The organism is Micromonospora taraxaci (assembly GCF_007830095.1).
Taxonomy (GTDB): domain Bacteria; phylum Actinomycetota; class Actinomycetes; order Mycobacteriales; family Micromonosporaceae; genus Micromonospora; species Micromonospora taraxaci.
This window is the reverse complement of the sequence record NZ_VIWZ01000001.1, coordinates 2,753,939-2,779,909: the sequence shown is the minus strand read 5'-3', so window position 1 is coordinate 2,779,909 and position 25,971 is coordinate 2,753,939. Positions and strand designations below refer to the sequence as shown.

General features: G+C 69.5%; 18 protein-coding genes. 15 read left to right on the top strand and 3 right to left on the bottom strand.

From position 1 onward, the window contains the following. Nucleotides 1–25: 25 nt before the first annotated feature. Nucleotides 26–2,152 (top strand): ThuA domain-containing protein, encoded by a 2,127-nt coding sequence (locus tag FHU34_RS33640; RefSeq protein WP_145780195.1) that lies wholly within the window; start codon nt 26–28, stop codon nt 2,150–2,152. 181 nt (nt 2,153–2,333) lie between these two features. Here the strand turns inward: FHU34_RS33640 and FHU34_RS12900 are convergent, their stop codons facing one another. Continuing rightward, nucleotides 2,334–4,808, bottom strand: a complete 2,475-nt coding sequence (locus FHU34_RS12900) for a M14 family metallopeptidase (protein WP_145780193.1) — start codon at nt 4,806–4,808, stop codon at nt 2,334–2,336. Nucleotides 4,809–5,053: 245 nt separating this feature from the next. Here FHU34_RS12900 and FHU34_RS12895 point away from each other — a divergent pair, with 245 nt between their 5' ends. Together FHU34_RS12895 and FHU34_RS12890 are read left to right on the top strand one after the other, a co-directional pair. Further along, nucleotides 5,054–8,887 (top strand): nSTAND1 domain-containing NTPase, encoded by a 3,834-nt coding sequence (locus FHU34_RS12895; RefSeq protein WP_145780190.1) that lies wholly within the window; start codon nt 5,054–5,056, stop codon nt 8,885–8,887. Between the two features lie 138 nt (nt 8,888–9,025). Beyond that, nucleotides 9,026–9,469 (top strand): peptidoglycan-binding domain-containing protein, encoded by a 444-nt coding sequence (locus FHU34_RS12890; protein ID WP_145780188.1) that lies wholly within the window; start codon nt 9,026–9,028, stop codon nt 9,467–9,469. 687 nt (nt 9,470–10,156) lie between these two features. On the opposite strand, the gene FHU34_RS12885 is transcribed toward FHU34_RS12890, so the two are convergent. Beyond that, nucleotides 10,157–11,347: an RNA polymerase sigma factor gene (locus FHU34_RS12885; RefSeq protein ID WP_145780187.1), complete on the bottom strand. Its 1,191-nt coding sequence runs from the start codon at nt 11,345–11,347 to the stop codon at nt 10,157–10,159. Between the two features lie 117 nt (nt 11,348–11,464). On the opposite strand from FHU34_RS12885, the gene FHU34_RS12880 reads away from it, so the two are divergent. Next, nucleotides 11,465–12,016 (top strand): hypothetical protein, encoded by a 552-nt coding sequence (locus FHU34_RS12880; protein WP_145780185.1) that lies wholly within the window; start codon nt 11,465–11,467, stop codon nt 12,014–12,016. Nucleotides 12,017–12,063: 47 nt separating this feature from the next. Beyond that, nucleotides 12,064–13,287, top strand: a complete 1,224-nt coding sequence (locus FHU34_RS12875) for an MFS transporter (RefSeq protein ID WP_145785567.1) — start codon at nt 12,064–12,066, stop codon at nt 13,285–13,287. A gap of 28 nt (nt 13,288–13,315) precedes the next feature. On the opposite strand, the gene FHU34_RS12870 is transcribed toward FHU34_RS12875, so the two are convergent. Next, nucleotides 13,316–14,977 carry a carboxylesterase/lipase family protein gene (locus FHU34_RS12870; protein ID WP_145780183.1) on the bottom strand — a complete coding sequence of 554 codons (1,662 nt, stop codon included), beginning with the start codon at nt 14,975–14,977 and terminating at the stop codon, nt 13,316–13,318. A 250-nt stretch (nt 14,978–15,227) separates the two neighbouring features. Here FHU34_RS12870 and FHU34_RS12865 point away from each other — a divergent pair, with 250 nt between their 5' ends. The 10 genes from FHU34_RS12865 (at nt 15,228) to FHU34_RS12820 (ending at nt 25,959) form a co-directional block, all read left to right on the top strand. After that, entirely contained in the window at nt 15,228–16,889 is a 1,662-nt protein-coding gene (locus tag FHU34_RS12865; RefSeq protein WP_145780182.1) for a tannase/feruloyl esterase family alpha/beta hydrolase, read from the top strand. 156 nt (nt 16,890–17,045) lie between these two features. Then, nucleotides 17,046–17,810 (top strand): ABC transporter ATP-binding protein, encoded by a 765-nt coding sequence (locus tag FHU34_RS12860; RefSeq protein WP_244311647.1) that lies wholly within the window; start codon nt 17,046–17,048, stop codon nt 17,808–17,810. Continuing rightward, a complete protein-coding gene (locus FHU34_RS12855; RefSeq protein ID WP_145780180.1) occupies nt 17,803–18,495 on the top strand; it encodes an ABC transporter ATP-binding protein in 693 nt (230 codons plus the stop codon). The genes FHU34_RS12860 and FHU34_RS12855 overlap by 8 nt, the downstream gene beginning before the upstream one ends. A gap of 50 nt (nt 18,496–18,545) precedes the next feature. Further along, complete coding sequence (locus FHU34_RS12850; RefSeq protein WP_145780179.1) at nt 18,546–19,790, top strand: ABC transporter substrate-binding protein; 1,245 nt, start codon at nt 18,546–18,548, stop codon at nt 19,788–19,790. Nucleotides 19,791–19,860: 70 nt separating this feature from the next. Further along, entirely contained in the window at nt 19,861–20,733 is an 873-nt protein-coding gene (locus tag FHU34_RS12845; protein ID WP_145780177.1) for a branched-chain amino acid ABC transporter permease, read from the top strand. Then, complete coding sequence (locus FHU34_RS12840; protein ID WP_145780175.1) at nt 20,730–21,779, top strand: branched-chain amino acid ABC transporter permease; 1,050 nt, start codon at nt 20,730–20,732, stop codon at nt 21,777–21,779. Before FHU34_RS12845 ends, FHU34_RS12840 begins: the two co-directional genes overlap by 4 nt. Further along, on the top strand, nt 21,769–22,560 hold the full coding sequence (locus tag FHU34_RS33245) for a TetR/AcrR family transcriptional regulator (protein WP_145780174.1): 792 nt from the start codon (nt 21,769–21,771) through the stop codon (nt 22,558–22,560). The genes FHU34_RS12840 and FHU34_RS33245 overlap by 11 nt, the downstream gene beginning before the upstream one ends. Nucleotides 22,561–22,565: 5 nt before the next feature. Beyond that, entirely contained in the window at nt 22,566–23,324 is a 759-nt protein-coding gene (gene fabG, locus FHU34_RS12830; protein ID WP_208744977.1) for a 3-oxoacyl-ACP reductase FabG, read from the top strand. Nucleotides 23,325–23,525: 201 nt separating this feature from the next. Further along, on the top strand, nt 23,526–24,329 hold the full coding sequence (locus FHU34_RS12825; RefSeq protein WP_145780170.1) for an SGNH/GDSL hydrolase family protein: 804 nt from the start codon (nt 23,526–23,528) through the stop codon (nt 24,327–24,329). 118 nt (nt 24,330–24,447) lie between these two features. After that, nucleotides 24,448–25,959: a DUF4419 domain-containing protein gene (locus tag FHU34_RS12820; RefSeq protein ID WP_145780169.1), complete on the top strand. Its 1,512-nt coding sequence runs from the start codon at nt 24,448–24,450 to the stop codon at nt 25,957–25,959. The last annotated feature ends 12 nt before the right edge of the window (nt 25,960–25,971 follow it).

Below are 25,971 nucleotides of genomic sequence, written 5' to 3'. Positions count from 1 at the left end.
GTCCCCTGTCCCACAAGGAGCTCCCATGCGCAGACGCGCCATTCGGGCGGTCGCCGCCGCCGTGCTCGCCGGGCTCACCGTCGCCGCGGGTGCGGCGACGGCCCCGGCCCCGGCCGAGGCCGCACCCCTGACCAAGGTCCTGGTCTTCTCCAAGACCGCCGGCTTCCGGCACTCGTCCATCCCGAACGGCGTCGCCGCCATCCAGCAGCTCGGCACGGCGAACGGCTTCACCGTCACCGCCACCGAGGACGCGGCCACCTTCACCACCGCCAACCTCGCCCAGTACCAGGCGGTGGTCTTTCTCAGCACCACCGGTGACGTGCTCAACGCCGGCCAGCAGAGCGCGTTCGAGGCGTACATCGCCGCCGGTGGTGGCTTCGTCGGGGTGCACGCCGCCGCCGACACCGAGTACGACTGGCAGTGGTACGGCGGCCTGGTCGGGGCGTACTTCGCCTCGCACCCGGCGACCCAGCAGGCGACCGTCCGGGCCGAGGACCGGGCCAACGCCTCCACGGCGCACCTGCCGTCGACCTGGACCCGCACCGACGAGTGGTACAACTACCGCGCCAACCCCCGCTCGGCGGTCAAGGTGCTGGCCAGCCTCGACGAGTCGTCGTACAGCGGCGGGTCGATGGGTGGCGACCACCCGATCACGTGGTGCCACAGCTACGGCGGCGGGCGCTCCTGGTACACCGGGCTCGGTCACACCGAGCAGAGCTACAGCGACCCGACCTTCACCCGCATGCTGCTCGGCGGCATCCAGGTCGCGGCCGGCGCCGTTGCTGCCGACTGCCGGCCGGAGCCCGGCTACACCCCGCTGTTCGACGGCACCCAGGCCAGCCTCGCGCAGTGGCGGCAGGCCGGACCGGGCGGCTTCACCCTGACCGACGGCACCCTCACCTCGTACGGTGGCATGGGGTTGCTCTGGTATCCGGTACGGACCTTCGGCAACTACTCACTCAAGGTCGACTGGATGATGCCGGGCGACGACAACGGGGGCGTCTTCATCGGGTTCCCCGACCCGCAGGGCGACCCGTGGGGCCCGGTCGACGCCGGTCACGAGATCCAGATCGACGCCACCGACGGCGACCCGTCGCGTACCACCGGCAGCGTCTACAGCCTCCAGGCACCGAACCAGGCGGCCCGTGCGGCGGCGCTCAACCCACCCGGTTCCTGGAACACCTACGAGATCGGCGTGCACGGTCAGCGGGTGGAGATCTGGCTCAACGGGGTCAAGATCAACGACTACGTCAGCAGCCGGGCCATCGCCAACGGCTACATCGGGTTGCAGAACGACGGCGCCGGGATGGACATCAACTACCGCAACGTGCGGATCAGGGCGGACGGCCCGAGCGAGCCGCCCGCCACCGACCTGGCCCGAGGCCGCCCGGTCACCGCGTCCAGCGTCGAGCCGGGCAGCGCGCACGTCGCGGCCAACGCCGTGGACGGCAACGCGGCCACCCGCTGGGGCAGCGCGTACGCCGACCCGCAGTCGATCACCGTCGACCTCGGGGCGACCTACGCGGTCAACCGCGTCCGGCTGGCCTGGGAGACGGCCCACGCACGGGCGTACCAGGTCCAGGTGTCCCCGGACAACGTCACCTGGTCGACGGTCCACACCACGACCGCGGGAGACGGCGGCGTCGACGACCTCACGGTCACCGGCACCGGGCGCTACCTGCGGGTGTACGGCACCCAGCGAGCGACCCAGTGGGGCTATTCGCTGTGGGACCTCAACGTCTACGGCAGCGCCACCGGTGGCACAGTGCTCTCCCGGGGCCGTCCGGTCACCGCGTCCAGCGTCGAGCCGGGCAGCGCGCACGTCGCGGCCAACGCCGTGGACGGCAACGCGGCCACCCGCTGGGGCAGCGCGTACGCCGACCCGCAGTGGATAGCTGTGGACCTCGGCGCGTCCCGCACCCTGAACCGGGTCAGGCTGACCTGGGAGGCGGCGTACGCACGGGCGTACCAGGTCCAGGTCTCCCCGGACAACGCCACCTGGTCGACGGTCCACACCACAACCACCGGCGACGGTGGTGTGGACGACATCGCCATCTCGGCCACCGGTCGTTACCTGCGCGTCCAGGGCACCCAACGGGCCCTGCCCGCGTACGGCTACTCGCTGTGGGAGTTGGAGGTCCACGGCAACTGAGCCGGCGCTCCTGACCCCTGCCTCGCACACCGAGGCACCGATCCCCCCTCCGGTCCGCCGTCGAACCGTCCCCCTCCGGTGACGGCGGACCACCACCGGGCAGCCGGTGCGGCCGGCGTCCCCCGGCCGCACCGGCTGCCGCCCGGACCGCACCGGCGGGGCGACGACCAGTGGAAGAACGCTACCTGTTGACGATCTTGATCGTCGCCGTCCGGTAGTTGTTGCGCCTGTCGCTCTTCGTCGGGTCGTAGTTCCTCTCGATGTTGCCGGCGCTGTCGACCGAGAACCAGCGGAACGTCGTCGTCTCGGTCACGTGGAACACCTGCCCCGGCTCACGGAACTCGGTAGCCGCGTAGCGGGGTGACTCGAGGGTGGGTCGGCTGCCGTCCGTCGTGTAGTAGACGGTGGCCGGCTCGCTGGTCTCGAAGCGCACGTCGACGGGCTTGGTGTAGCGCCCCGCGCCGGGGACGAGCTGGGACGTCGGGTCCTTCTTGTCCCGGCCCCAGTCCGCCGCGACCCGGAACATCTCCATGATCCCGTTGGCGTACTCCATCGTCTCGGCGTGGCCACTGACGAGGTCGGGGTTGCCCACCCACTCCGGTTGGAACGAACCACCCTGCCAGTCGCCGGTGGCCGGGTTGTAGACGGAGCCGCCGACCTCCCAGCCGAACGCGTAGATGCCGTAGGTGTGGTACAGGTCCTCGCGGACGTTGCCCGCCGAGGAGTAGAGGACGTCGGACGAGCCGCCGACGTTCTCCGGCGTGACGACGGTCTCCCGGTGTGCCTTGACCTGCGACAGGATCCGGGCGGCCGACTGCCAGTAGAACGCCTCGTCACCCAGCGGAGGACGTGGCGTGGTGATGCGGCCGTCCGCGATGTACGCGCCGGGTTGCCAGAAGAGCTGACCGCCGTTGGAGTGGACCGACATCATGAACTTGATGTTCGGGTACTTCTCGACCAGCCAGATGATGTTCTTCGACTCGGGCTCGGACAGCTCGGCCGGCCCCTGGTAGGTGTCGCTGACGCAACTGGTCGACGCTCCGGCGTAGCCGTCGTGGCCCGAGCCGACCCGGTAGTTCCGGTTCAGGTCGACACCCCAGGAGTTGCGTCGACCCGGATCGGCGTTCGCGTCCGGGCAGTGGTTGGTCATGTTCCGGCGCTGGGAGGCGAAGTTGTAGAAGCTGTAGTTCGCGCCGTCCGGATTGTTGGACAGGATGAAGAAGACGTCGGTGTTCTCGACGATCTTCTTCGTCTCCCGGTCGGACCGGTAGTTGTGCACCAGCCGCTCGGCGGACTCCAGGCTGGTCGTCGCCGGCACCCACTCGCGGGCGTGGTCCTGCGCCTGGATCAACACGCCGGGCTTCTTGCCGTCGCGGTGCTTGCCGATGCGCAGGACCGGGATCGTGACCGGACCTCGCGGCACCTCGCCCGCCGGTGCGCCGACGCGCTTCTGGTCGAGGAAGTCGGTGAGCGCGACCGGACCCGCGGTGGGCGCGACGATGCCGGTGCCCTCGTTGGCGCGGTACGGATGTGCCCGGTCGATGAGACCCTGGGAGCGGGTTCGCAGCGCCTCCGCCACCTCGGTGGCCGTACTCGCCGGCCCGCCGGCGGCATCCTTCGCGAGCAGGACGCGGACGGCCTTGCCCGCCACCTCCACCGCGAGCGGAAGGTTCGCGCCGGGCCGGTCGACAAAGTCCACAGTGATGTCGTTGCCGCCCTCGTGGCCCCACGCCGCCGAGGTGACGACGACCGCCGCCTGTCCTGTGCCGCCGATCTGGGCCTGCGCCTTGCGCTGGTACCCGTTGGTCTGGTTCGGCAGGTAGACGATCTCGGCGATGTCCGGGTACTGGCGGGCGATCTCCTTGGCGCGGCTGTAGAGCTGCTGCGGGTGCCGGTAGCCGTCCACAAAGTCCGACTTGTAGGACGGGTTCGCCGTCAGCGGCGGCGGAGCGTCCTCCAGCCAATTTGAGACGGCGCCGGTGGCGACGCCGCCGGTGGAACTCGTCACCCGGATCTTGTCGGGACGGGTGTCGAGCTTGAACAGGTTCCGGTGGAACATGTACTGCCCGGAGTCGACGAAACGGCTCATCGTCCGGGAGAAGCCGAACGGGGAGCCCTTGCCCGAGTCGTTCTCGAGCTGCATGCCGACGATCGGCTCCGCCTGCTGCCCCTCGGTGGTCCGGGCCTCGACGTAGAGGAAGCCCTGGCCCTTCGTCGTGAACCAGTCGGCGCGGACGACGCGTACCGTCGCCTCGTGGCTCGACGGCTGGACCGCCCGGGCGCCGGCGGCCCCGAAGCCGCCGTCGGCCTCGTCGGCCCAGGCGAAGCCCGCGTCGTCGGCGAGCACCTCGACGCCCATCCCCTTCAAGGCGGTGAGCTGCTCGGCGGTCACCACCGCCTCACCCTCGATGCCGGTCGGCACGCGTCGCAGACCGTGCTCCAGGTCGAAGCCGGCGGCGGTCACCGTGTCCAGCATGTCCGCGCCGGTCAGTCTGATGTGCACGAGACGCACCGCGTCGCGATCGTCGATATGGGACTGACCGACGGTGGCCGACGGACCGGTGGGATCCGCGCCCGCGGGCCCGGTCGCCACGAGCATGCTTCCCACCAGGGCTGGCAGTGCGAGAAGCGCGATGCGCTGTCGTGTGCGCCGCATTCCCCCTCCTTCTGCTTGGACGGTGATCGGGGTGCTGGCCGGACTCGGCGCGCGTCGCCACCGGTAGGACAGCCATGCCGCGTGAGCGGGCTGGGTCCGGTGAGCGTATGTGCGATCACGGCCGCAGCGACGTACGCCGATCGAATTTGAGCATTCCTTGAGGAGTTCCGGCGGGCCCCAGCCGGGGGTCACGGATCGACAGCCGCATACTCCTTCTGATCCGAGCCGGCGCGCACCCGGTTCCGGTGATCGCCACGGTCGCGCGGCTGTTCGTGCGGCCCAGGATGCGGAGGTGGGTGTTGGGCCGTCCGGAGAAGCCGGTGGACCCGGAGGCAGGCCCGGTACAGCGGTTGGCGTGGCAGTTGCGGCAGTTGCGGGAGCAGGCCGGCAACCCGAGTTACCGATTGCTGGCCCGGCGTGCGCACTTCTCGGCGAGCACGTTGGCGGACGCGGCGAAGGGTGACCGGTTGCCGTCACTGGAGGTGACGCTCGCGTACGCCCAGGCGTGTGGCGGCGACCTGGCCGAGTGGCGGGCACGGTGGTCAGCCACCGCCGCGACGACGTTCACCCCCGACACCGCCACGACCGCCGTGGAGCGGTGCCCGTATCAGGGGTTGACGGCCTTCCAACCCGAGCAGGCGGAGATGTTCTTCGGCCGCACCGAACTGGTCGACCGACTGCTGACACAGGTCGATCGGCGGCACCTCACCGCCGTCGTCGGGGCGTCCGGAACCGGAAAGTCATCGTTGCTGCGGGCAGGTCTGCTGGGAGCCGTCGCCGCCGACCGCGGGCTCGCGCAGCGGCGGCGGACGATGTTGCTGACGCCCACCGAACGCCCGCTCGTGGCATTGGCCGCCGAGGTCGCGAAGCTGACCGGCCAGGACGCGGATCAGTTCCGGAGAGACCTGACCGCGGATGTCACCGCGCTCGACATCGCGGTGCGTAACACCTTGGCTGGCGGCCCGCCGCAAGCCAAGGCGCTGCTCGTCGTGGACCAGTTCGAGGAGGTGTTCACCCTCTGCCAGGACAAGGCGGAACGGCGCCTGTTCATCGAAGCGCTACTGGACGCCGCGCACGGGCCGGACCGCCGCACCACAGTGGTGCTCGGCGTACGCGCCGACTTCCTCGCCCACCTCATGCAGCATCCGGACCTGACCGACGCGCTGCACGACGAGGCGTACCTGTTGGTGCGGCCGGTGACAGCCGCCGACCTTCGGGAGATCATCCTCCGGCCCGCCGCCCTGGTCGGCATGAGCGTCGAGCCCGATCTGCTCAGCACGGTGCTCGCTGACACCGCCGAAGAGCCGGGCGCGTTGCCCCTCGTGTCCCACGCGCTCCTCGAAACGTGGCATCGGCGAAGGGGGGCCGCCCTCACCCTGTCGGCCTACCACGCGAGCGGCGGTGTGCGCGGAGCGATCGCCCAGACTGCCGAGCGGATCTACGGCGACTTCGCGACGGCCGAGCAACAGGCCTCTCGCCGAATCTTCCTGCGGCTCGCCGCGTTGGGCGACGGCACCGAGGACACTCGGCGGCCAATCATGCGTACCGAACTCGACGGCATCGCCGACGAGACCGTCACCTCCCGATTCCTGGACCAGTTGGCCGAAGCCCGACTGGTGGTCATGGGTGACGGAACGGTAGAGGTGGCCCACGAGGCGCTCATCCGGGCCTGGCCGCGGCTACACCGATGGCTGACCGACGACCGCGCGACCCTGCTCACCCACCGGCGACTCACCGAAGCCGCACACACATGGGCCGCGATCGACCACGACGCCGGGGCGCTGTACCGAGGAACCCAACTCCTGGCCGCGCGGGCCTTTGCCGAGGACCATCCAGAGGAGCTGAACCAGCTCGAAAGTGCCTTCCTGCGGGCCAGTTCGGCCCTCGTCGAGTCCGAACAGAACAGCGCACGACGACAGGCCCGCCTGTTCAAGCGTCTCGTCGCGGGCATGTCCGCACTGCTCGTGCTCGCCCTGCTGGGCGGCGGCATCGCGGTACGACAGCGCCAGGACGCCCGCCGGCAGCAGGTAACCGCCCTGTCCAGTGAGTTGTCACTGCAAGCCCGATCCCTGCTCGCCACCGATCCGGATCTGGCCGGCCTGCTGGCCGTCGAGGCCGACGAGCGAAGCTCGACCACCGAAACCCGGGGCAGTGTGCTGAGCGCGGCCTCCGCGCCCCGCCGCACCGAACTCAACGTCGGCGGCCCATCCATCTACACCGTCGCCTTCAGCCCGGACCATTCCCTCCTGGCCTCGGCGGCCGGCGACGGCACGATCGGACTGTGGGACACCGCACGCGGCGATCGAATCGCCACCCTGTCGGGCCACACCGGCCGCGCCGAGGACGTGGCCTTCGCGGACGACGGGAAGCTGCTCGCCTCCATCGGGATCGACGGCGCCGTCGGGTCCATCATCGTCTGGGACGTGCCGACCCGCCGGCAGAAGACCCGGTTGACCGAGAACGGCCTCGGGTCGAGCATGGCCTTCAGCCCCGACGGCACCAAGCTCGCCGTCGGTCTCGCAGGCGGGCCGGGCGCCGACGCGAACGCCGGCAGGGCCGGCGACATCGCCCTGTACGACCTGCGGGCCGGAACTCGCACCCTGCTTCGCGAACACCGGAGCACTGTCAGTTCGCTCACGTTCAGCCACGACAGCAAGCTCCTCGTCTCCACCAACGGGGTGGAGCACCCGGCCGCCTGGCGGGTGGACACCGGCACCGTGTACGCCAGACTGCCCGCCGAGCACGTGTTCTCCGTTGCCTTCAGCCCTTCCGGGTATGTCCTCGCGGGATCCGCCGACGACCGGGGGGTGTACCTGTGGGATCTCGCCGGCAGCCAGCCGGTAGGCCTCCCGTCGTTGCCACTCTCCGGCCGCTACGCGTGGACGATCTCCGCGCCCGCCGACGGAAAGCTCGCCGTGGCCGACGAGAACGGTGCGATCACCATCTGGGATCTGCACCGCCGTGAGTCCGTGCAGACCTATCAGGACCGAGGTCGCACCGAAACGGTCTCCGTCGCACTGAGCCAGGACGGGGCGATGCTCGCCTCCGCCGGCTTCAACGGAACCATCGTGCTCCACAATCGCGCCGACACTCCGTTCAGCGGGTTCGTGGCACAGGTGAAGGACGTGAAGGTCAGCCCGGACGGACGCAGCGTCGCCTCGGCCGGTGGTGACGGCACCGTCCGGCTCTGGGACACCGACGGCAGACCGGTGGCGGTCCTCGGTGGGCATCCCGACGAGGTGCAGGCCGTCGCATTCAGCCCGGACGGGCTACGGCTGGCCTCGGTGACCCGGAACAACATCGTCACGATCTGGGATCTCCCGCGCCGACAACACGCCCTGCCACCGATCAGGTCCAAGGGGATCGGCGCCTCGACCGACGTCGCCGTCGATCCAGCTGGCCGGCTGGTCGCAGCCGCCACGCTGGGGCCCTACATCTGGGATCTCGGCGACATCGCGAGGCCGACCGAGATAACGGCCAGGTTCCGGTCCCAGATCGTCACCTCGCTGGCCTTCGCCCCGGACGGCCGCCGCCTCCTGGGAGCCAGCGTGGGTGGGTACGTCAACACGTGGGACATCACCACGGGCAAGCTCCTCAGCCGGGTCAACAGCCGGCAGGGCACGGTGCAGGACATCGCGGTCAGCCCCGACGGCACGCTGTTCGCGACCGCCGGTGACAGCCGCACCATCAAGCTCTGGGACGCCACGAGCGGGAGTGAACTCGCAGTTCTCCAGGGCCACACCGCGCCCATCCAGGTCCTTGCGTTCAGTCGGGACGGCCACCGGATCGCGTCCGCTGGCGACGACCGCACCATCAGCGTCTGGGACACCGGCACCCGGCACCACGTCGCCACCCTCACCGGCCACAGCGCGAGAATTCGGGGGCTCGCCTTCACGGCGGACGGAGCCCTCATCTCCGGCGCCGAGGACGGGAGGATCGTCCGCTGGTCGTTCGACCTCCATGCCGCCAAGGCCCAGATCTGCGCTGCGGCCGGACGCGAGCTGAGCCGACAGGAGTGGGCGGCGTACGTCCCCTCCGAGCCGTACAAGCCGTCCTGCGGGGCGCCGCCCAGTCGCTGACGATTGTTCGACGTTGATTGTCCGGTGCCACCGGAGCTGTCGGACAACCTCGCCCCACCCCAGCCTCACACCAGGGCTCATGTCCTGCGACGGGGTGTTCAGCGAGAACACCTGGCAATCGAGGTGAAGGACCAAAGCATGAAACGACTGACCGCACTGCTCACGTTGCTCGCGGCCATGATCGCGGGCGCGCTCGTCTCCGCCAGCCCCGCCCACGCTCGCAGCCAACCCGAGTGCGAGTCCTACACGTACGTCAGCAACCAGGCGGGCTACCAGGTCGCCGCACCGATCGGGCAGTACGGCGCCCTGCCGTGCTCCCTGCTCTGGGGCGACGGCGGGCCGGGCACGTTGGCCCTCCAGTGGGCTCTGAACGACTGCTACCTCGCGCCCGCCGGCAAGGCACTACTCAACCAGGACGGGTCATTCGGCCAATTGACCTACAACGCGCTGAAGTTCGCCCAGACCAAGGCGGGCATCAGCTCGGACGGCCAGTTCGGGCCGACGTCACGCGCCACCCTGAAGTTCCCCTCCCTGGCGGGCGGCACCAACACCTGCGCCCGCCTCGGCCGTCCGCTGCCGTAACGGGCGACCGGCCGGAACGCCCATCGGCCACACGGGGGCCAGTGGTCGTACCGGCTGACCGAGCTGTCAGAACCACTACGTCGGCGGTGGCGGCACACCCGCTGTCACCGCCGACGATCCTCGTGCGGCGGGGCTGAGGCGTTCGAGCGGCAGTGGGCCGAGCCGCCCCCGGTTGTCTTCGTCGTCCAGGTCGCTCAGGGCTCCTGACCGCCCTCCCGCTCCGGCGGGACATCGCTCACCCACGTGGGGGACGTGCCGCAGCCCGATGACGGCGATGGTGGGCCCTGTGACCAGAAGCGCCAGTGCAGGTTGGCGACCGGACCGGGGATCAGCCTGGCTGCCGTACGGCGCCGCGGCGTGGATGGTGGCGTACGCCGCCGTCCACGCCGTGTGGGCGAGCCGCGGTGCGCCACGATTCACCGAACCGGGTGAGTCGTTCCTTCGGGAGGGGTGGTTTCCGGTGGCGGTCTCGGTGCTCGCGGCGGCGACCGTCCTGCTCGTCGGAACGGGGTCCGAGCGTCGTCGACGAACCGCTCTTCGATGGCTGGTGGCAGCGCTACGGACTCACCGAGGACCAGTCGGCGGCCCTTAACGCCCCAGCCAAGATCGCCTCAGTACTCGACGGCCGCTGAGGACACAGGGGGTCCGCGCTCCCGCGAGACGACCCCCGGAAGGTGCGGGTGGCCGTCAGCTTGCGGGTGCGAGCTCGGCGCGGCGCGTCCGCAGGTGGGCACGTTCGGTCTCGTTGGTGACCAGCGCCAGGGCCTCGTCGTAGGCGGCACGGGCTTCGGCGTCGCGGCCAAGCCGGGTCAGCAGTTCGGCGCGGGTGGCGGGCAGCCGGTGGTAGCCCGGAAGGTGCACCTCCTCCAGCGCGTCCAGGGCCACCGCCGGCCCGTACACCTCGGCGACGGCGACCACCCGGTTGAGCGCGACGACCGGGGTCGGTGTGAGCGCGAGAAGCTGGTCGTACAGTGCCAGCACCTGCCGCCAGTCGGTGGTGGCGCCGTCGGTGTGCACCGCGCTGATCGCGGCCTGGATCTGGTACGGCCCGGGTCGGTTGAGCCGCAGGCATCGGCGGACCAGGTCGTGGCCCTCGGCAACGAGCGTCCGGTCCCACAGTGACCGGTCCTGGTCCGCCAGCAGCACCAGTTCGCCGGTCGGGCCGAGCCGAGCCGCACGCCGCGCCTCGGTGAGCAGCAGCAGTGCGAGCAGGCCCAGGACCTCCGGCTCGTCGGGCATCAGCGCGGCCAGTTCGCGGGCGAGCCGGATCGCCTCGGTGCACAGGTCAGGCCTGATCAGTGCGCTGGCGGTGGACGTGTAGCCCTCGTTGAACATCAGATAAAGCACCGTGAGCACGGGTGGCAGCCGGGCCGGCAACTCGTGTTCGGCAGGCACCCGGTAGGGGATGGCGGCGTCGCGGATCTTCCTCTTGGCGCGCACGATCCGCTGCGCGACTGTCGCTTCCTGAATCAGGTACGCCCGGGCGATCTCCGGCACGTCGAGACCGCCGAGAAGGCGGAGCGTGAGAGCGGTGCGCGCGTCGGGGGCGAGCGCCGGGTGGCAGCAGGTGAAGATGAGCCGCAACTGGTCGTCCTTCACCGGCCCCACCTCCCGGGGCTCGTCCTGTTGACTCAGCAGCAGCGCCTGCGCGTGCCGGTCCGCACGGGTCGACTCCCGACGAAGCCTGTCGACGGCCCGGTTGCGTGCGGTGGTCACGATCCAGGCGCCGGGGTTCGGCGGTGTGACCTGCCACTTCTGGAGCGCGGTGGCGAAGGCGTCCTGCACTGCCTCCTCGGCGAGGTCGATGTCACCGAGCACGCGGGCCAGGGTGGCGACACAACGCCCGTACTCCGCGCGGTAGATGTCTTCCAGATCCATGTCGTCGCCCGCCTCCTCTCCAGGCTGATCCTCTCGCAGAGGGCAGACGGTGTGCGGCGTGAGGGCGCACGGCTCGCCGGGTTTCGGCGGCTGCCACTTCCGGGTAGCGGACGGGTCATGAACCGCGATCTCGTGAAGGGCCTACAGGCTGCCTGGGAGTTGCCGGAGTTCCGCAGCGGGATACGCGAGCTCGTCGACCTCGACGAGGTGGCGGTGCTGCTGGCCGCGCTGTCCGATCCGGACCACGACCGCGAGATCGAGCGCGGCCTGTTGGGCCTGCTGCGGTCCGGTCTCGACACGACCGAGATCCGGGAGGCGGTGCTGCTGCTGCTCGAACAGGACGACGTGCGCCGGCCACTCGTCGCCGCGATGGCGGAACCCCTCGCGGACCGACCGGGCCAGGCTGCCGCCATCGCATCGGCGGCCGAGGATCCGGCGGTACGGCGCGAGCTGCGGGCGGTGCTGGACAGCGCGAGAGCGCGCCAGCTGATCTGGCAGGCTGTCGACAACCAGGTGAACGACAACCGCGTCGGCGTGATCCACCGGGCGGCGGTGTTGTTCGTGCGGCACCGCAGCGTCCGGCGCCTCGTGTGGGCTCTGCGCCGGCACGGTGTCTTGCGCGAACTACGCCGCCGGGCGGACGATCCTTCTCCGAGCGGCGGAGGCTGAGCGCGGGGTGGGCCCTCGATCACGGTGACCAGGAACGGGGGGTGTCCATGGCACCGGAGGTGTCGCTCCGCCGGGCGAGAGCCGTGCTCGTCGCGCTCTCGCTCGGTGCGTTCGCGTTCATCACCACCGAGCTGCTGCCCGTCGGCCTGCTGACGCACATCGCTCCCGATCTCGACCGCTCCCGCTCGCAGGTGGGTCTGCTGGTCAGCGGGTACGCCATCGTGGTCGTGCTGGCGTCCGTACCGTTGGCCCGGCTGACGCAGCGGATCCCCCGGCGTCACCTGCTCGGTGTCACCATGCTCCTGTTCGCCGCCGGGAACGCCACCGCCGCGCTCGCGCCGACGTACGCCGTACTCGCCGGCTCCCGTCTCGTGACCGCCCTCGCACAGGCGTTGTTCTGGTCCGTCGCCACGGCGACGGTGACCGGGCACTTTCCCGTCGCGGTGCGCGGCCGGGTGGTGGCGCTGTTCGCCGCCGGGGCGACACTCGCTCCGGTGCTCGGCGTACCCCTCGGCACCTGGCTCGGGCAGCAGGCCGGGTGGCGGGTGTCGTTCGCGGCGCTGGCCGGGGTGGGTCTGGCCACCGCCGCGGCGGTGTTCGTCCTCCTCCCCTCCTATCCCCCGGCCGCCGGCGGCGCCGCGCGGGGCACGGCACCGGACGGCCGACGCTTCCTCCTGTTGCTGGTCGCGACGGCGCTCGGCATCGGCGGCTTCATGACCCTGCAGACGTACGTCACACCGTTCCTGCTCGACGTGAGCCGCTTCGCCGACGCGATGCTGGCACCACTGTTGTTCGTCTCCGGCGCCGCCGGCGTCGTCGGCACCCTGGCAGCGTCGCGAACCCTGGACCGCTGGCCGATGGTCTCCCTACTGACGCCGCTGAGCATCGGCACCGCCTCGCTGTTCGGTCTGTACGCGCTCGGCGCGCTCCAACCGGGCGCGGCAGCTCTCCTGGCCGGGATCGGCCTCGGCTACGCGGCGTTCGGCTCCGCCGTGCAGAATCGGATGCTGCACCTGGCTCCGGGTAGCACCGACATGGCGTCGGCCGGTGTCAGTACCGCGTTCAACGCCGGCATCTGCGGCGGTTCGCTGCTCGGCGGTGCCCTCCTGTCCGCCTCAGGAGCACGCCCGCTGGCGCTCGTCGGCGGGTCGTTGACGCTGGTCGCCCTCGCGCTGCTCGCCGTCGACACGCGGCGGGGCCACGCCGGGGCAGCGCCGGCGACCGCACGACCCCACACCAGCGTCGCAGCTGCCCAGCACGCCCGCTCCTGACGTCTGTCCACGCGAAACCCCGCCGCCGCTACTCCCCTGGTCTGTCGGTCGTCGACCCGAGGTGGACGTGCCGGTCGTCCGCATCCAGGACCAGGCTCGTCGGCCACTGCTCCCAGGTACGACCGAGTCCCCGGTGCTGCGGAGACCCCTCGTGCACGAAGTTCCGGATGCTGCTGATCATCAGGTCCGACAACCTCAGTCGTCCGGGCTGGTTCTGCTCGCTGAAGGCGTACGAGAACACGGTGCGCCCGAAGGTGCCGAACACGAAGGGCAGATCGATAGCGTGTACGGCGCCGTACACCTGGTCGAACGGGGCGGGCTCCTGGTTCCAGTCGAACCGGTAGTGATAGAGCGATCGGTTCCCGCTGCGGGCCAGCGCGTTCAGGGAATCCCGGTTGATGCCCGTGAAGACGGCGTCGGTCAGCGCCCTGGCTGCGTCGTTCCAGCCCTGGGGCTTGTCCACCGGAAGGTAGTCGTCAGTCAGTAGGTCCGAAGGAGTCAGGTCGCCCGGGTTGTCGGGATCGAACAGGTACTGCGTCGTGAACCGGTCGTAGTCGCTCGGCTTGTGTGCTCCGATGGCACTGCCGAACAACTTCCCTTCCTCAAGGGTGTTCCCGGCCAGTACGGGCACGTCGCGACCGACGCCGGACCCGAGCACGGCGTACGGGTCCGCGGGGATCACCGTGCCGTCGGCGATGACCGCCGGCGTCGCGTCGAGTTGGTGCCGGACGAGCAACCGCACGAGGTCGTCGGCGGGGAGCGACCGGAGCAGGTCGATGCCGGTTCTGCCCGAGGAGGGGAGTTCGCTCTCCGCGGCCCGCACGACGCGGTCGGCATATGCCCTCGCGACGGCGACACTTCGGGTGCTCAGGCCACCGCTGAGCGGGATCGCCTTGTCGACCATCGCACGTGCCAGCGGGGAGACGAGCAGCGACCAGACGTTCACCGCGCCCGCCGACTGCCCCATGACGGTGATGTTGTCGGAGTCGCCACCGAAGGTGCGGGCGTTCTGGTCGACGAAACGGAGCGCGTTGACCAGGTCGAGAGTGCCGAAGTTGCCGGACGCCGACAGCGGGTCGTCGTTTCCCGAGCCTTCGGTGCTCAGCCAGCCGAAGATTCCCGTCCGGTAGTTCGCGGTGACGACGACGGCCTGGGCACGCCTGGCCAGCTCCCGACCGTCGTACATCGGATCCGCCGAATACCCGACGACGTTGCTGCCGCCGTGGATGAAGAACACGACGGGCAGGTTGCGCTTCGTCGTCGACGGCCGGAAGACGTTGAGCGTCAGGCAGTCCTCGGCACCGACGGGCTGCTGCAACCCGTCGCGTACGGCGAGGTCGTAGAAGGGTCCGTTCGGGGATGGGCTGAAGAAGCGGCCAGGTTGCGTGCACGCCGACCCGTACTGCTGGGTGTGTCGGGTCGCCACCCACTGCCGATGGGGCTTCGGGGGCCGCCAGCGGAGAGCCCCGACCGGCGGCTCGGCGTACGGGATCCCCAGCCACGAGTACGTCCCGCTGGAGCGGCCCTCGTCGCGTCCGACGATCGGACCCAGGGTGGTGTGGACGCGGGTCGGGTTCTTTCCGGGCTGGACCGGGTGGGCGGACGTACTGGTGGCCGGCGTCGTGGTCAGGATCGCGACCGCGAGGACGAAGCCGACGACCGGGCGGAGAGCAGTTCGGACAGCAGGCATCGGCACGGCCTCCCCGATTCGAGCGTGGCACGCGGTGCCGACATGTCGTCCCATCAATGCCATCGCGTGCCATCACTGTTACACGCGTAATTCAACCGACGCAAGGCCTGCCGCCGCTGGTCGTCGGTCCACACCGGACGCGCGCACGGTTCGACCCTTGCGGGCCAATGTGACCCATGGCACAGTGTTGGCACTCAGTGCCGCATCTGGACGGCCAGGCGGCACAGCGTGCTTAGGCAGGAGATCCGCTATGAAGCGAGCGCTCCGAGTTCATGGAAGATCGAGACGACTCCCTGCCGGGCTGGTGCTCGTCACCACGTTGGTGGGCGCGACGGCAGTCCTCGGGCCCGCGCCCGCCACCGCCGGGGCGGGCATCACCCCGCGATGCGCGGAGTTGGCGGGCAAGGACATCCCGGCGTCGGCGATCAGCCTGCCGACCAGGGGCGGCCACGTCGGGTCGGCGAGCCTGGTGACCCAGACCGTCAGCGGCGAGACCGTCGAGTACTGCAGCGTCGGTGCCTCGCTCTTCCCGGTCGACCCCGCCGCGCCGGACATCAGGCTGCAACTCGCCATGCCGCGCGACTGGAACCGCAACGCGATGATGTTCGGCGGCGGTGGATACAACGGGACGATTCCCAGCGTCGCGCAGAACATGCCATTCGGGCGTCCCGACCAGCAGGCCCCGCTGGCTCGCGGCTACGCGACGTTCGCGAGTGACTCCGGCCATCAGGCGGGTCCCGCAGGGTCCCTGGACGGGTCCTTCGGCATGAACGACGAGGCGCTGCGCAATTTCGCCGCCGGCGACGCGCTCAAGAAGACCCACGACGCCGCCAGGTACCTCATCCGTGGTGGCTACGGTGCAGCACCCGGTCGGACGTACTTCGCGGGCGGCTCGACAGGTGGCCGTGAAGCCCTCGTGGTCGCCCAGCGCTGGCCGGATACCTTCGACGGCGTCATCTCCGCCTACCCGGCCTGGAACAACACTGCCGAAATCCTGCATCTCGGATACCTGGCGCAGGTGATGTCCCGTCCCGGCGCGTTCCCCGGACCCGACAAGCAGACCCTTCTCTACGACAGCGTCATGGCGGCCTGCGACGGGCGGGACGGTCTCCAGGACCAGACAATCTCGAACCTCGACGGCTGCGACGTCGACCCCCGAACACTCCGCTGCCCCGGGGGCATCGACACCGGCCCGACCTGCCTCTCCGACGCGCAGCTCACCTCGGTGATCGCGGCTTCCACGCCGTTCGTGTGGCCGTACCGGATCGCCAGCGGTGAGCGGCACTACCCCGGCTTCCCCCTCCTCTCCGGCGCGGACATGCGGACGCCAGTCCTCGGATTCGGCACCTCCGCGCCCGCCAACCCCATGCCGGTGACGAGCGGATACGGGGTCCAGTACTGGGACCAGTGGGTGAAGTACTTCCTGACAAGGGACCCGGACCACAACTCCCTCGACGTCGACCCTCGGCGACCAGGAAAGTGGCTCCCCCGGATCAGCTACCTGTCGACCATCCAGGATCGCAACAACTCGGATCTCCGCCCCTTCGCGCGATCCGGCGGAAAACTGCTCCTCCTGCACGGCGCCGCGGACGAGTTGGTCTCGCACCGCTCGACGAACGACTACTACCGGCGGGTGCTCGACACGGTAGGGCCCCGACAGACATCAGAGTTCATGCGGTACTACCTCGTACCGGGCGCGAATCACGCCAACGTCGGCGCACCCGCCTTCGCTGCCAACTGGGACTCGCTCTCCGCTCTCGAGCGGTGGGTTGAGAAGGGACAGCCGCCCGTCAGGCCGGTGGCTGAGGACGGTAGGAACGGCCGGACGCGACCGCTCTGCGAGTACCCGGGCTGGCCGAGGTACCGCTCGGGTGACCCCGACAGCGCGCAGAGCTTCGTCTGTGTGCGCTGACGCCCTCCGTCGACGCGCTACCTGAGTCGCCTGTGACCGAGAAGGGACTGACATGTCTCGACCGCCAGCGCCGCGCAACGCCCGAGGGAGTGCCGCCGAGTGGGCGACAGACCCGAACTTCTCCGCTCCCCCGAAGGTCGCCTGGAAGGAAGCCGTGTGACGACGAACGGTCGGGTGGCACTGCGTACGCAGGCCCTGACGAAGGTGTTCCGCGGCTTCCGCGCGGTCGACTCGGTGGACCTGGTGGTCCGCGAAGGCGGCGTACACGCGCTGGTGGGTCCCAACGGGGCGGGCAAGACCACCTTGTTCAATCTCCTGACCGGCTTCGTGTCCCCGACGTCCGGGGCGATCACGGTGTTCGACGAGGACGTCACAGGTCAACAGCCCGAGCAGGTCGCTCGCCGAGGGGTGGCCAGGTCCTTCCAGATCACCAGCCTCTTCGAGACCCTGACCAGCCGTGAACACGTGGAGCTCGCCCTCCAGGGGCTCACCCGCCAGGGGTTCCGGTTCTGGCGCTCGGAGAAGCTCCTCGGCGGCAACCGCGCCCGGGTGGACGAACTGCTCACGCAGGTGGGGCTGATGGCGTTGGCGGACAGGCAGGTCGGCCTGCTCGCCTACGGGCAGAAACGCGCGCTGGAGCTGGCACTGGTGCTGGCACTGGACCCACGGGTGATGCTCCTCGACGAACCGACGGCCGGGATGGGGATCGAGGACGTCGACCGGACAATCGAGCTGGTCCGACGCATCGCCGCGGGCCGCACCGTCGTGTTCGTCGACCACAACATGCACGTGGTCGGCAGCCTGGCGGACCGGGTGACGGTGCTGCAACAGGGCAGGATCCTCGCGGAGGGCCCCTACGAGGAGGTCCGCAACGACGAACGGGTCATCACCGCCTACCTGGGTGAGGCCGACCATGCTTGAAGCCACCGGTCTGAGTGCGTGGTACGGCGAGGCGCAGGCGCTGCACGAGGTGGACGTGCGTGTGGGCGAGGGCGAGGTCGTGACCCTGGTCGGACGCAACGGTGCCGGCAAGACCACCCTCGTGCGGTGCCTGATCGGCCTGCACCGGCAGGTCAGCGGAGCCGTCTCCTTCCTCGACCGCGACGTCACCCGCATGCCGGCACACCAGCGGGCCCGCGCCGGCATGGGCTGGGTGCAGGACGACCGCGGCATCTACGCGAGCCTCACCGTGGAGGAGAACCTGCTTCTTCCACCCACCGTCTCCGGGCGGGCCTGGACGCTCAAGCAGGTCTACGAGGCGTTCCCGGAACTCGCCGGCCGCCGCAAAGCCGGAGGCACTACGTTGTCCGGTGGTGAGCAGCAGATGCTGGCCATCGCCCGGGCACTCCGGACCGGCGCCTGTCTGCTGCTGATGGACGAGCCCTCCGAGGGTCTGGCCCCGGTGGTCGTGGCCCGCATCCGGGAGATCATCCGTCAGATCAAGGCCACCGGCGTCGGCATCCTGCTCATCGAGCAGAACGTCACGTTCGCGGCCACCGTGGCCGACCGGCACTACCTGCTCAGCCAGGGCCGCATCGTCGAGACCCTCGACAACTCCGACTTCCGGCGGCGTGAGGGCGAGCTGCTCAAGCATCTCGGCATCTGACCCGTCGAGCAGTCGACGCGACGCACCGACTCCAGACAAGGAGAACCACCATGACCAGCAAGCAGATTCGGGCGGGTGCCGTGGCTATGACCGGAGTCCTGCTCCTCGGCGCCTGCGGTGGCGGCGGCCCCGGCGGATCGGGTGGTGACTTCACCGACGGCAAGCTGGTGCTCGCCATCCTCAACGACCAGTCCGGCATCTACAAGGACGCCTCGGGGCCCAACTCCGTCAAGGCCGTGAAAATGGCCGTGGCCGACTACGCGAAGAAGTACGGCGACAAGGCGGTCGTCGACGACATCGAGGTGACGTCGACCGACCACCAGAACAAGCCGGACATCGCCAACACCAAGGCGAAGGAGCTGTACGAGCGCGGCGGCGCGGACGTCATCCTCGACGTGCCGACCTCGTCCGCCGCCCTGGCCGTCGCCAACCAGGCGAAGAGCCACAAGAAGCTGTTCCTCGACGTCAGCGCGGCGACCACCGAACTGACCGGCGCCCAGTGCAACAAGTACACCTTCCAGTGGGCGTACAACACCTACATGCTCGCCAACGGCACCGGCACCACGGTCACCCAGAACGGCGACAAGAAGTGGCACATCATCTACCCCGACTACCAGTTCGGCCAGGACATGACCAAGTCCTTCACCGAGGCGATCAAGGGCGCGGGCGGCACCGTGCAGGGCACCATCCCGACGCCGTTCCCGAACGACAACTTCGCGACCTTCCTCACCAAGGCCGGCAGCACCAGCCCCGACGTGATCGGCACGATGCAGGCGGGCGGTGACCTGATCAACGTGGTCAAGCAGTTCAACGAGTCGGGGTTGAAGGACAAGGGCATCAACCTGGCAGTGGGGCTGATGCTCATCACCGACATCCATTCCCTCGGCGTCGAACAGTTCGCCGGCACGATGTTCACCGACGCGTGGTACTGGAACATGGACGCGGAGTCGCGCGCGTGGGCGGACCGGTTCCGCGACGAGACCGGCACCCGGCCGACCTTCGAACACGCTGGGAACTACTCCGCCGCGCTCCAGTACCTGGAGGCGGTCCAGGAAGCCGGCACCGACGACGCCGACGCGGTCGTCGGCAAACTCGAAGGCAAGAAGATCAATGACATGTTCCTGCGCAACGGTGAAGTCCGCGCCAAGGACCACCTCGTCGTCCACGACGCGTACCTGGCCCGCGTCAAGCAGCCGTCCGAGGTGAAGGAACCCTGGGACTACGAGGAGATCGTGACCACGATTCCCGCGGCGAAGGCATTCCCGCCCGCCGACGCGTCCGCCTGCTCGATGTGAGCGGGATGGTCCGGCTTCGCAAGCCTCAGGCGTCCCTCGCCGCCCAGGTTCAGCAGGTGGGAAGGAATCCATGAACGCACTGCTGCAGTACGCCGTACAGGGCTTGGCGGCCGGCAGTTTCTACGCGCTGGCCGCCCTGGGACTGGCGATCATCTTCGGTGTCCTGGGCGTGGTGAACTTCGCCCACGGCGCGTTCTACATGCTGGGCGCGGTGGCCGCGGCCGTCCTGCTCGACACCCTCAACCTCACGCTGTGGTGGTCGCTGCTGGTGGTGCCGGCGCTGATGTTCGCCTTCGGCGTCGTGGTGGAGCGGCTGCTCGTGCAGTGGTTGCTCCGCCTCGACCCGCTCTACAACTTCCTGCTCACGTTCGGGCTCACCCTCGTCCTCGTCGAGTTGGTGAAGCAGAAGTACGGCGTCTCCGGGCTGCCGTACACGCCTCCGGAGGCGCTCCAGGGACGCGTGGAGCTGGCCGGCGTCGTCCTGCCCCGCTATCAGCTCTTCGTGCTCCTGTTCTCCGTGGCGATCTGTGTGCTCGTCTGGCTGGTGATGACGCGGACCAGGGTTGGCATGATCGTCCGGGCATCGACCGAGAGACCCGAGCTCGCCCGAGCCCTGGGCATCAATGTCGGCCGGTGGGTGACTCCGGTCTTCGGCTTCGGCGTCGCGATCGCCGGCCTGGCCGGCGTGCTCGCCGCACCGTTCCGCGCGATCACGGCCGACATGGGCAACAACTTCGCGATCATTCTCTTCGCGGTCGTGGTCATCGGAGGGCTCGGCTCGATCGTCGGCGCCGTGGTCGCGGGCTTCCTGGTGGGCCTGGTGGAGGCCTTCGGTCAGGCCTACGCCCCGACGTTCGCACAAATCCTGATCTTCGTCCTGATGGCCCTGGTCATCCTGGTGCGCCCCGCCGGACTGTTCGGGCGCAAGGAGGCGACGGCATGACCCAGTCCACTGTTACTCCGGCCCCGGTCACCGAGGCACATCCGCCCGTCGCGGCACCCAACCCGAGGCTGCGATGGGTGCTGCTGGCCTCCGGGCTGGTGGCGGCGCTGGCGCTGCCCTGGTTCGTCTATCCGCCGGTGGCGATGGACATCGTCGCGATGGCGTTGTTCGCGATCGCGCTGGACATCCTGCTCGGCTACACGGGCCTGCTCTCCTTCGGACACGCGGCGTTCTGGGGCAGCTCGGCCTACGTGACGGGCCTGATCGCGACGAACTACGGTGTGCCGTTTCCGGTGGCCATCATCGGCGGCGCGCTGTTCGCGATGATCCTCGCCCTTCCCGCCGGGTACCTGTCGGTGCGCCGGTCCGGGATCTACTTCGCGATGGTGACCCTCGCCTTCGCGCAGATGGTCTACTTCGTCGGTTATCAGTGGAGCGACCTGACCGGTGGCGAGAACGGGCTGCAGGGCGTACCCCGGCAGTTCTTCGGCATCGAGCTGGTGGAGACCGACTCGTTCTACTTCTACTACGCCGCCCTGCCGATTCTCCTGCTCGGTATGTGGGCGGCCTGGCGGATCGTGCACTCGCCGTTCGGACGGGTCCTGGTGTCGATCCGCGACAACAGCCAGCGCGCGCGGGCGCTCGGCTACGAGGTGGACAAGTACAAGGTCGTCGCCTTCGTGCTCTCCGCCGGGTTGACCGGCCTGGCCGGTGGTGTGTTCGCGATCAACCACGGGTTCGTCGCGCTGACCGAACTCCACTGGAGCACCTCCGGCGAAGTCGTGCTGATGACGGTGCTCGGCGGGATCGGCACGCTGTGGGGCGGCGTCCTCGGCGCGTTCCTGGTCGTAATGCTCGCCGACTACCTCGCCTCGTCCGGCTTCGACGGCATCGACCTGGTCACCGGCTCGGTCTTCGTCCTCGTGGTGCTGCTGTTCCGCCGTGGGCTCTGGGGTACCGTTCGTCACCAGTGGCTGGCCTGGCAGCAGCGCCGTTCGGCGCGCCGCACCGCGGACGAAGCCGGCACGACGAGGCGTGAGCCGTGAGCCGCCGCAGGCACAGCGCAGGGTTACGGAGTTCGGTGAACCGCACGATGCGCGGGAACGGCACGTCGCGCACCACCAGATCAGGAGAGGGCACCTGTCGGTGACGTCGCGCAGAATACTCGAGACCAAGTACCGGATCTCGGAGACGGCAATGGCCCTGTTCCTCGACGAGGGTTACGCGAACGTCACCGTCGAAGCCGTCGCGGAGGCGTCGAGTGTGTCCCGCCGCACCGTCTTCCGACACTTCGAGAGCAAGGACGAGCTCGCGTTTCCGGACCACACCGAACGCCTCGGACTGGTCGAGCGGTGCCTCGTCGACGCCACCCCCGAGACGGACCCGGTGGAGGCCGTCATCGCCGCCACCGAGGAGTCACTGCGCGACTTTCTCAGTCGGCCCGAGCTCGTCCTCCGACGATACAAACTGACGCGTGTCGTACCCGAGCTTCGTAAACGCGAGGTCATCGAACACGAGCGCTACGTGGTGCTCACCCGGTCGTTCCTGCGCGACCACCTTCCGGCCGACGCCCCGCCCTTCCAGGCGACGGCCCTTGCCGCCCTCATCGACGCGATCCACCGATCCGCGCTCGGCAACTGGGTCCGCAGCGGCGGGGCCACCGACGCCATCGCCGAGGTGAAGGCGGGCATGGAATGGGTCCGCCGCCTGATGGCCCACCAGTCGACCTACTCCACCTCCCCGCTGCTACTCGCGTCGCTGCCGGACACGCCGCACAACCGCCGCGTCCTGACTTCGTTGCGGGACGCGGCAGAGGAGGTGCTCTAGTCGTGGTGGACAGGACGACTCACGAGCACCGCAACCTGACGTTCGACTTCGCGGGGAGAACGGCGATCGTGACCGGAGCGGCTCGCGGGCTCGGGTTGGAGTTCGCCCGTCTCTTCCACGAGGCCGGCGCGACGGTGTTCCTGGTCGACGCCGACGCCGAGGCGGTTGCGCTGGCGGCGGACGAGTTGGGCGCTGCCGGTGTCGCCTGCGACGTCACCGACACCGAGGCCGTCGAGGCCCTGGTGAACCTCGTGGTCACGACGACCGGCCGCTTGGACATTATCGTCAACAACGCCGGCATCCTCCGTGACCGCCGGCTGTGGAAGCTGTCCGACCAGGACTGGAGTGAGGTGCTGGACGTCCACGTGGGCGGCACCTTCCGGTTGACCCGCGCCGCGGTCCGGGTGTTCCGCGAGCAGCGGTACGGCCGGGTCATCAACGTGACCTCGTACACCGGCCTGCGCGGCAACATCGGGCAGGCGAACTATGGTGCCGCGAAGGCGGGGATCATCGGCTTCACCAAGACCGCTGCCAAGGAGTTGGCGGCGTTCGGCGTCACCGTCAACGCCATCTCCCCCAATGCGGAGACGCGGATGATCGGCTCGATTCCCGAGGAGAAGCGTCAGGAACTCGCCGCTGCCATCCCCCTCGGCCGCTTCGCGGCACCCAGCGAGATAGCCGCGGCCATGGGCTTCCTCGCGTCCGAGGAGGCCGCATACGTCACCGGCGTCGTTCTTCCTGTCGACGGAGGAATCTCGATCTGACGCGGCTGCCGGCGAGGACGACGGTGCCGCTCGGCGGTCCCGTCGTGCCGAGTGTGGCGACCCGTCCACACCCCGGCCCGGCCGGAGCGGACCCCTGTTTCCCGTCGCCGCCGCCGCGCGCCGCGCCATAGGGGTCTTCATCACCGTCGATATTTAGTGATATCTATCTCGCACCGATCCTCCTACCCACCGGAGCGCGACGTGCGGAAATCCCGTCTGGCAACCCTCGCCCTGAGCCTGGCCACGGCCCTGGGCACCACCCTCACCCTGGCAGCGCCCGCCGAGGCTGCTCCCGCCGACCACTACGTCGCCCTCGGCGACTCCTACTCCTCAGGGGTGGGCGCCGGCAGCTACACCGCCGAGAGCGGTTCCTGTCAGCGCAGCGCCAACGCCTACCCGGCGCTGTACAACACCAACGTGCGACCCGCGTCGTACCGCTCGGTCGCCTGCTCCGGCGCCACCACCACGAGCGTTGTCAACACCCAACTCAGCGCGCTCAGTGCCACCACCACCCTGGTCAGCGTCTCGGTCGGTGGCAACGACGTCGGCTTCGCCAACATCATGACCACCTGCGTGCTGTACGGCACCACCGAGTGTGTGAACGCCGTCCAGACGGCCGAGAACAAGGCCCGCGCCGATCTCCCCGCCCTGTTGGCAACCGTCTACAACGGAATTCGCACCCGAGCGCCCTCGGCCCGGGTGGTGGTCGTCGGCTATCCGGTCTTCTACCAACTGGGCACGACGTGCCTCGGGCTCAGCGCCACCTCGCGCGCGAAGATCAACGAGGGCATCAACCTGGTGGACGACATCATCCGAAGCGCCGCCCTGGCCGCCGGCTTCACGTTCGCCGACGTCCGCTCACAGTTCGTCGGACACCAACTGTGCAGCTACGGCGAGAAGTGGCTGCACGCCCTGAACATCACCAACATCGGTGTCTCCTACCACCCGACCGCAGCTGGTCAGTCCAGCGGCTACTACCCGGTCTTCCGCTCCGTCGCCGGCTGAGCCGACACCAGGGGTACGCGGGGCTCGGCGCCGCGCGTACCCCCGCAGCTCATCGCCGACGACCCTTGCCACCTGCAGCGGACGACGCGTGCGGGCAGCCAGGCGTTAGTCTCACGCGATGGTGACCTTCCGGGTCGACGACGTGAGCCAGGCGACCGCCGGCCTGCCTACCCGACCGCTGTCCGAACTGTTCGACGACGTGCTGGTGTCCGGCGGCGACCCGGCACAGCCGGTGCTCCTGCCCAACGGGGTGCATCCGCTGCTCGACGCCGTCGGGCGCGCCTTCGCCGATCATCGTCCGCTGGTGTTGTCCCCCGACGCGGTGTGGTTGACCATCGCGGAAGGGGTTGCCCACCACATCCGGTTGCACGCCGAGGAGTTGCGCCCCCGCCTGGTGAATCACGCCGGTCGTAAGCGGCTCACCGTGACCGTCGACGGGCCGATGCCGAAGGACGCGGCCTCCTGGCAGGTCCTGGTGGACTCGTTCCACAAACTGCTCGCCGCCGAGATCAGCGACGCGGACCTGTTCGAGTGCGACTTCTCCACCAGCACCGACGTCGACCGGGTCGCGGGACGAATCGCCCTGCTCGACGCCTACTCGCCGTACTTCTCGCTCTGGCTGGTCTGCGTGTGCGGCATCCCGTCGATCACGTTGACCGGCACCGTGGCGGACTGGCAGAAGATTCGCGCGCGGGTGGACGCGATCGCCGAGTTCGGCCTGCAGCAGTGGTGTCGCTCGCTCGCGCCAATCGCCGACCAGTTCGTCCGAGCCGCGGCAGGCGACGTGGACGTGCCGTTCTGGCAGCGGATCTACAATCCGGTCGACGCGTACGGCGGTGAGCTGGTCACCGGCTGGGCGGCACGGCTGTACCCGTACCTTCGCGGCGCGGGCGTGCTGGACCGGCCGAACCCGCTGCTGGAGTTGCCCATCGACGAGCCCCGCGACGTGACCGTCGACGGACGGCGCTCCTACGACGGTCCCGGAATCCGCACCGATCAGGTTGCCGCGTCGTTGTCGCGGGCGATCGTCAACGTCAACGACGGGGTGACGGGCGAGAACCTGAAGGTCGCCCTGCACGGCGGCCTGGTCGGCATCGCGCAGGACGACGACGGCGGGCTGCGACCGATAGCCGGCTGGCATCTCGCCACGAGCACGTTGGAGATCGACGACGTGCTCGACCGGATCGAGCGGGACCACGAGACCACACCGTCGCAGCCCATGAATTCGATGTACGCGCCCGCCGACGTCGTGGCGCTCTACCGCCGCATCGGCGCCGCCACGCTGTTCGACACGTGGCGTGTGCTTCCGGCCGACGAGCACAGTTGGGTCCAAGGAGACAGTGGCCTGCCGTTACTCCTGACGATCATCGAGTTGGCCGACGGTCGGAGGATCTGCGCCGCCTTCGACGACGAGACGCAGTCGGCCCACTGGATCCTCTGCCGCGTCGAAGAGGTGCCGGCCGCACACGAGGATGACCCTGATGACCGTCTCCGCCATGTCGACGAGCCCGCCGACATTCCGGTGTACGGCACCTCGCTCGCGCACCTGCTCGACGCCGCCCTCGACTCCGAGGGCGACATCTCCCACCTGGAGACCGGTCGACTTCACCAGCTCAGACGGCCCTACTGAGGACGGCGACGG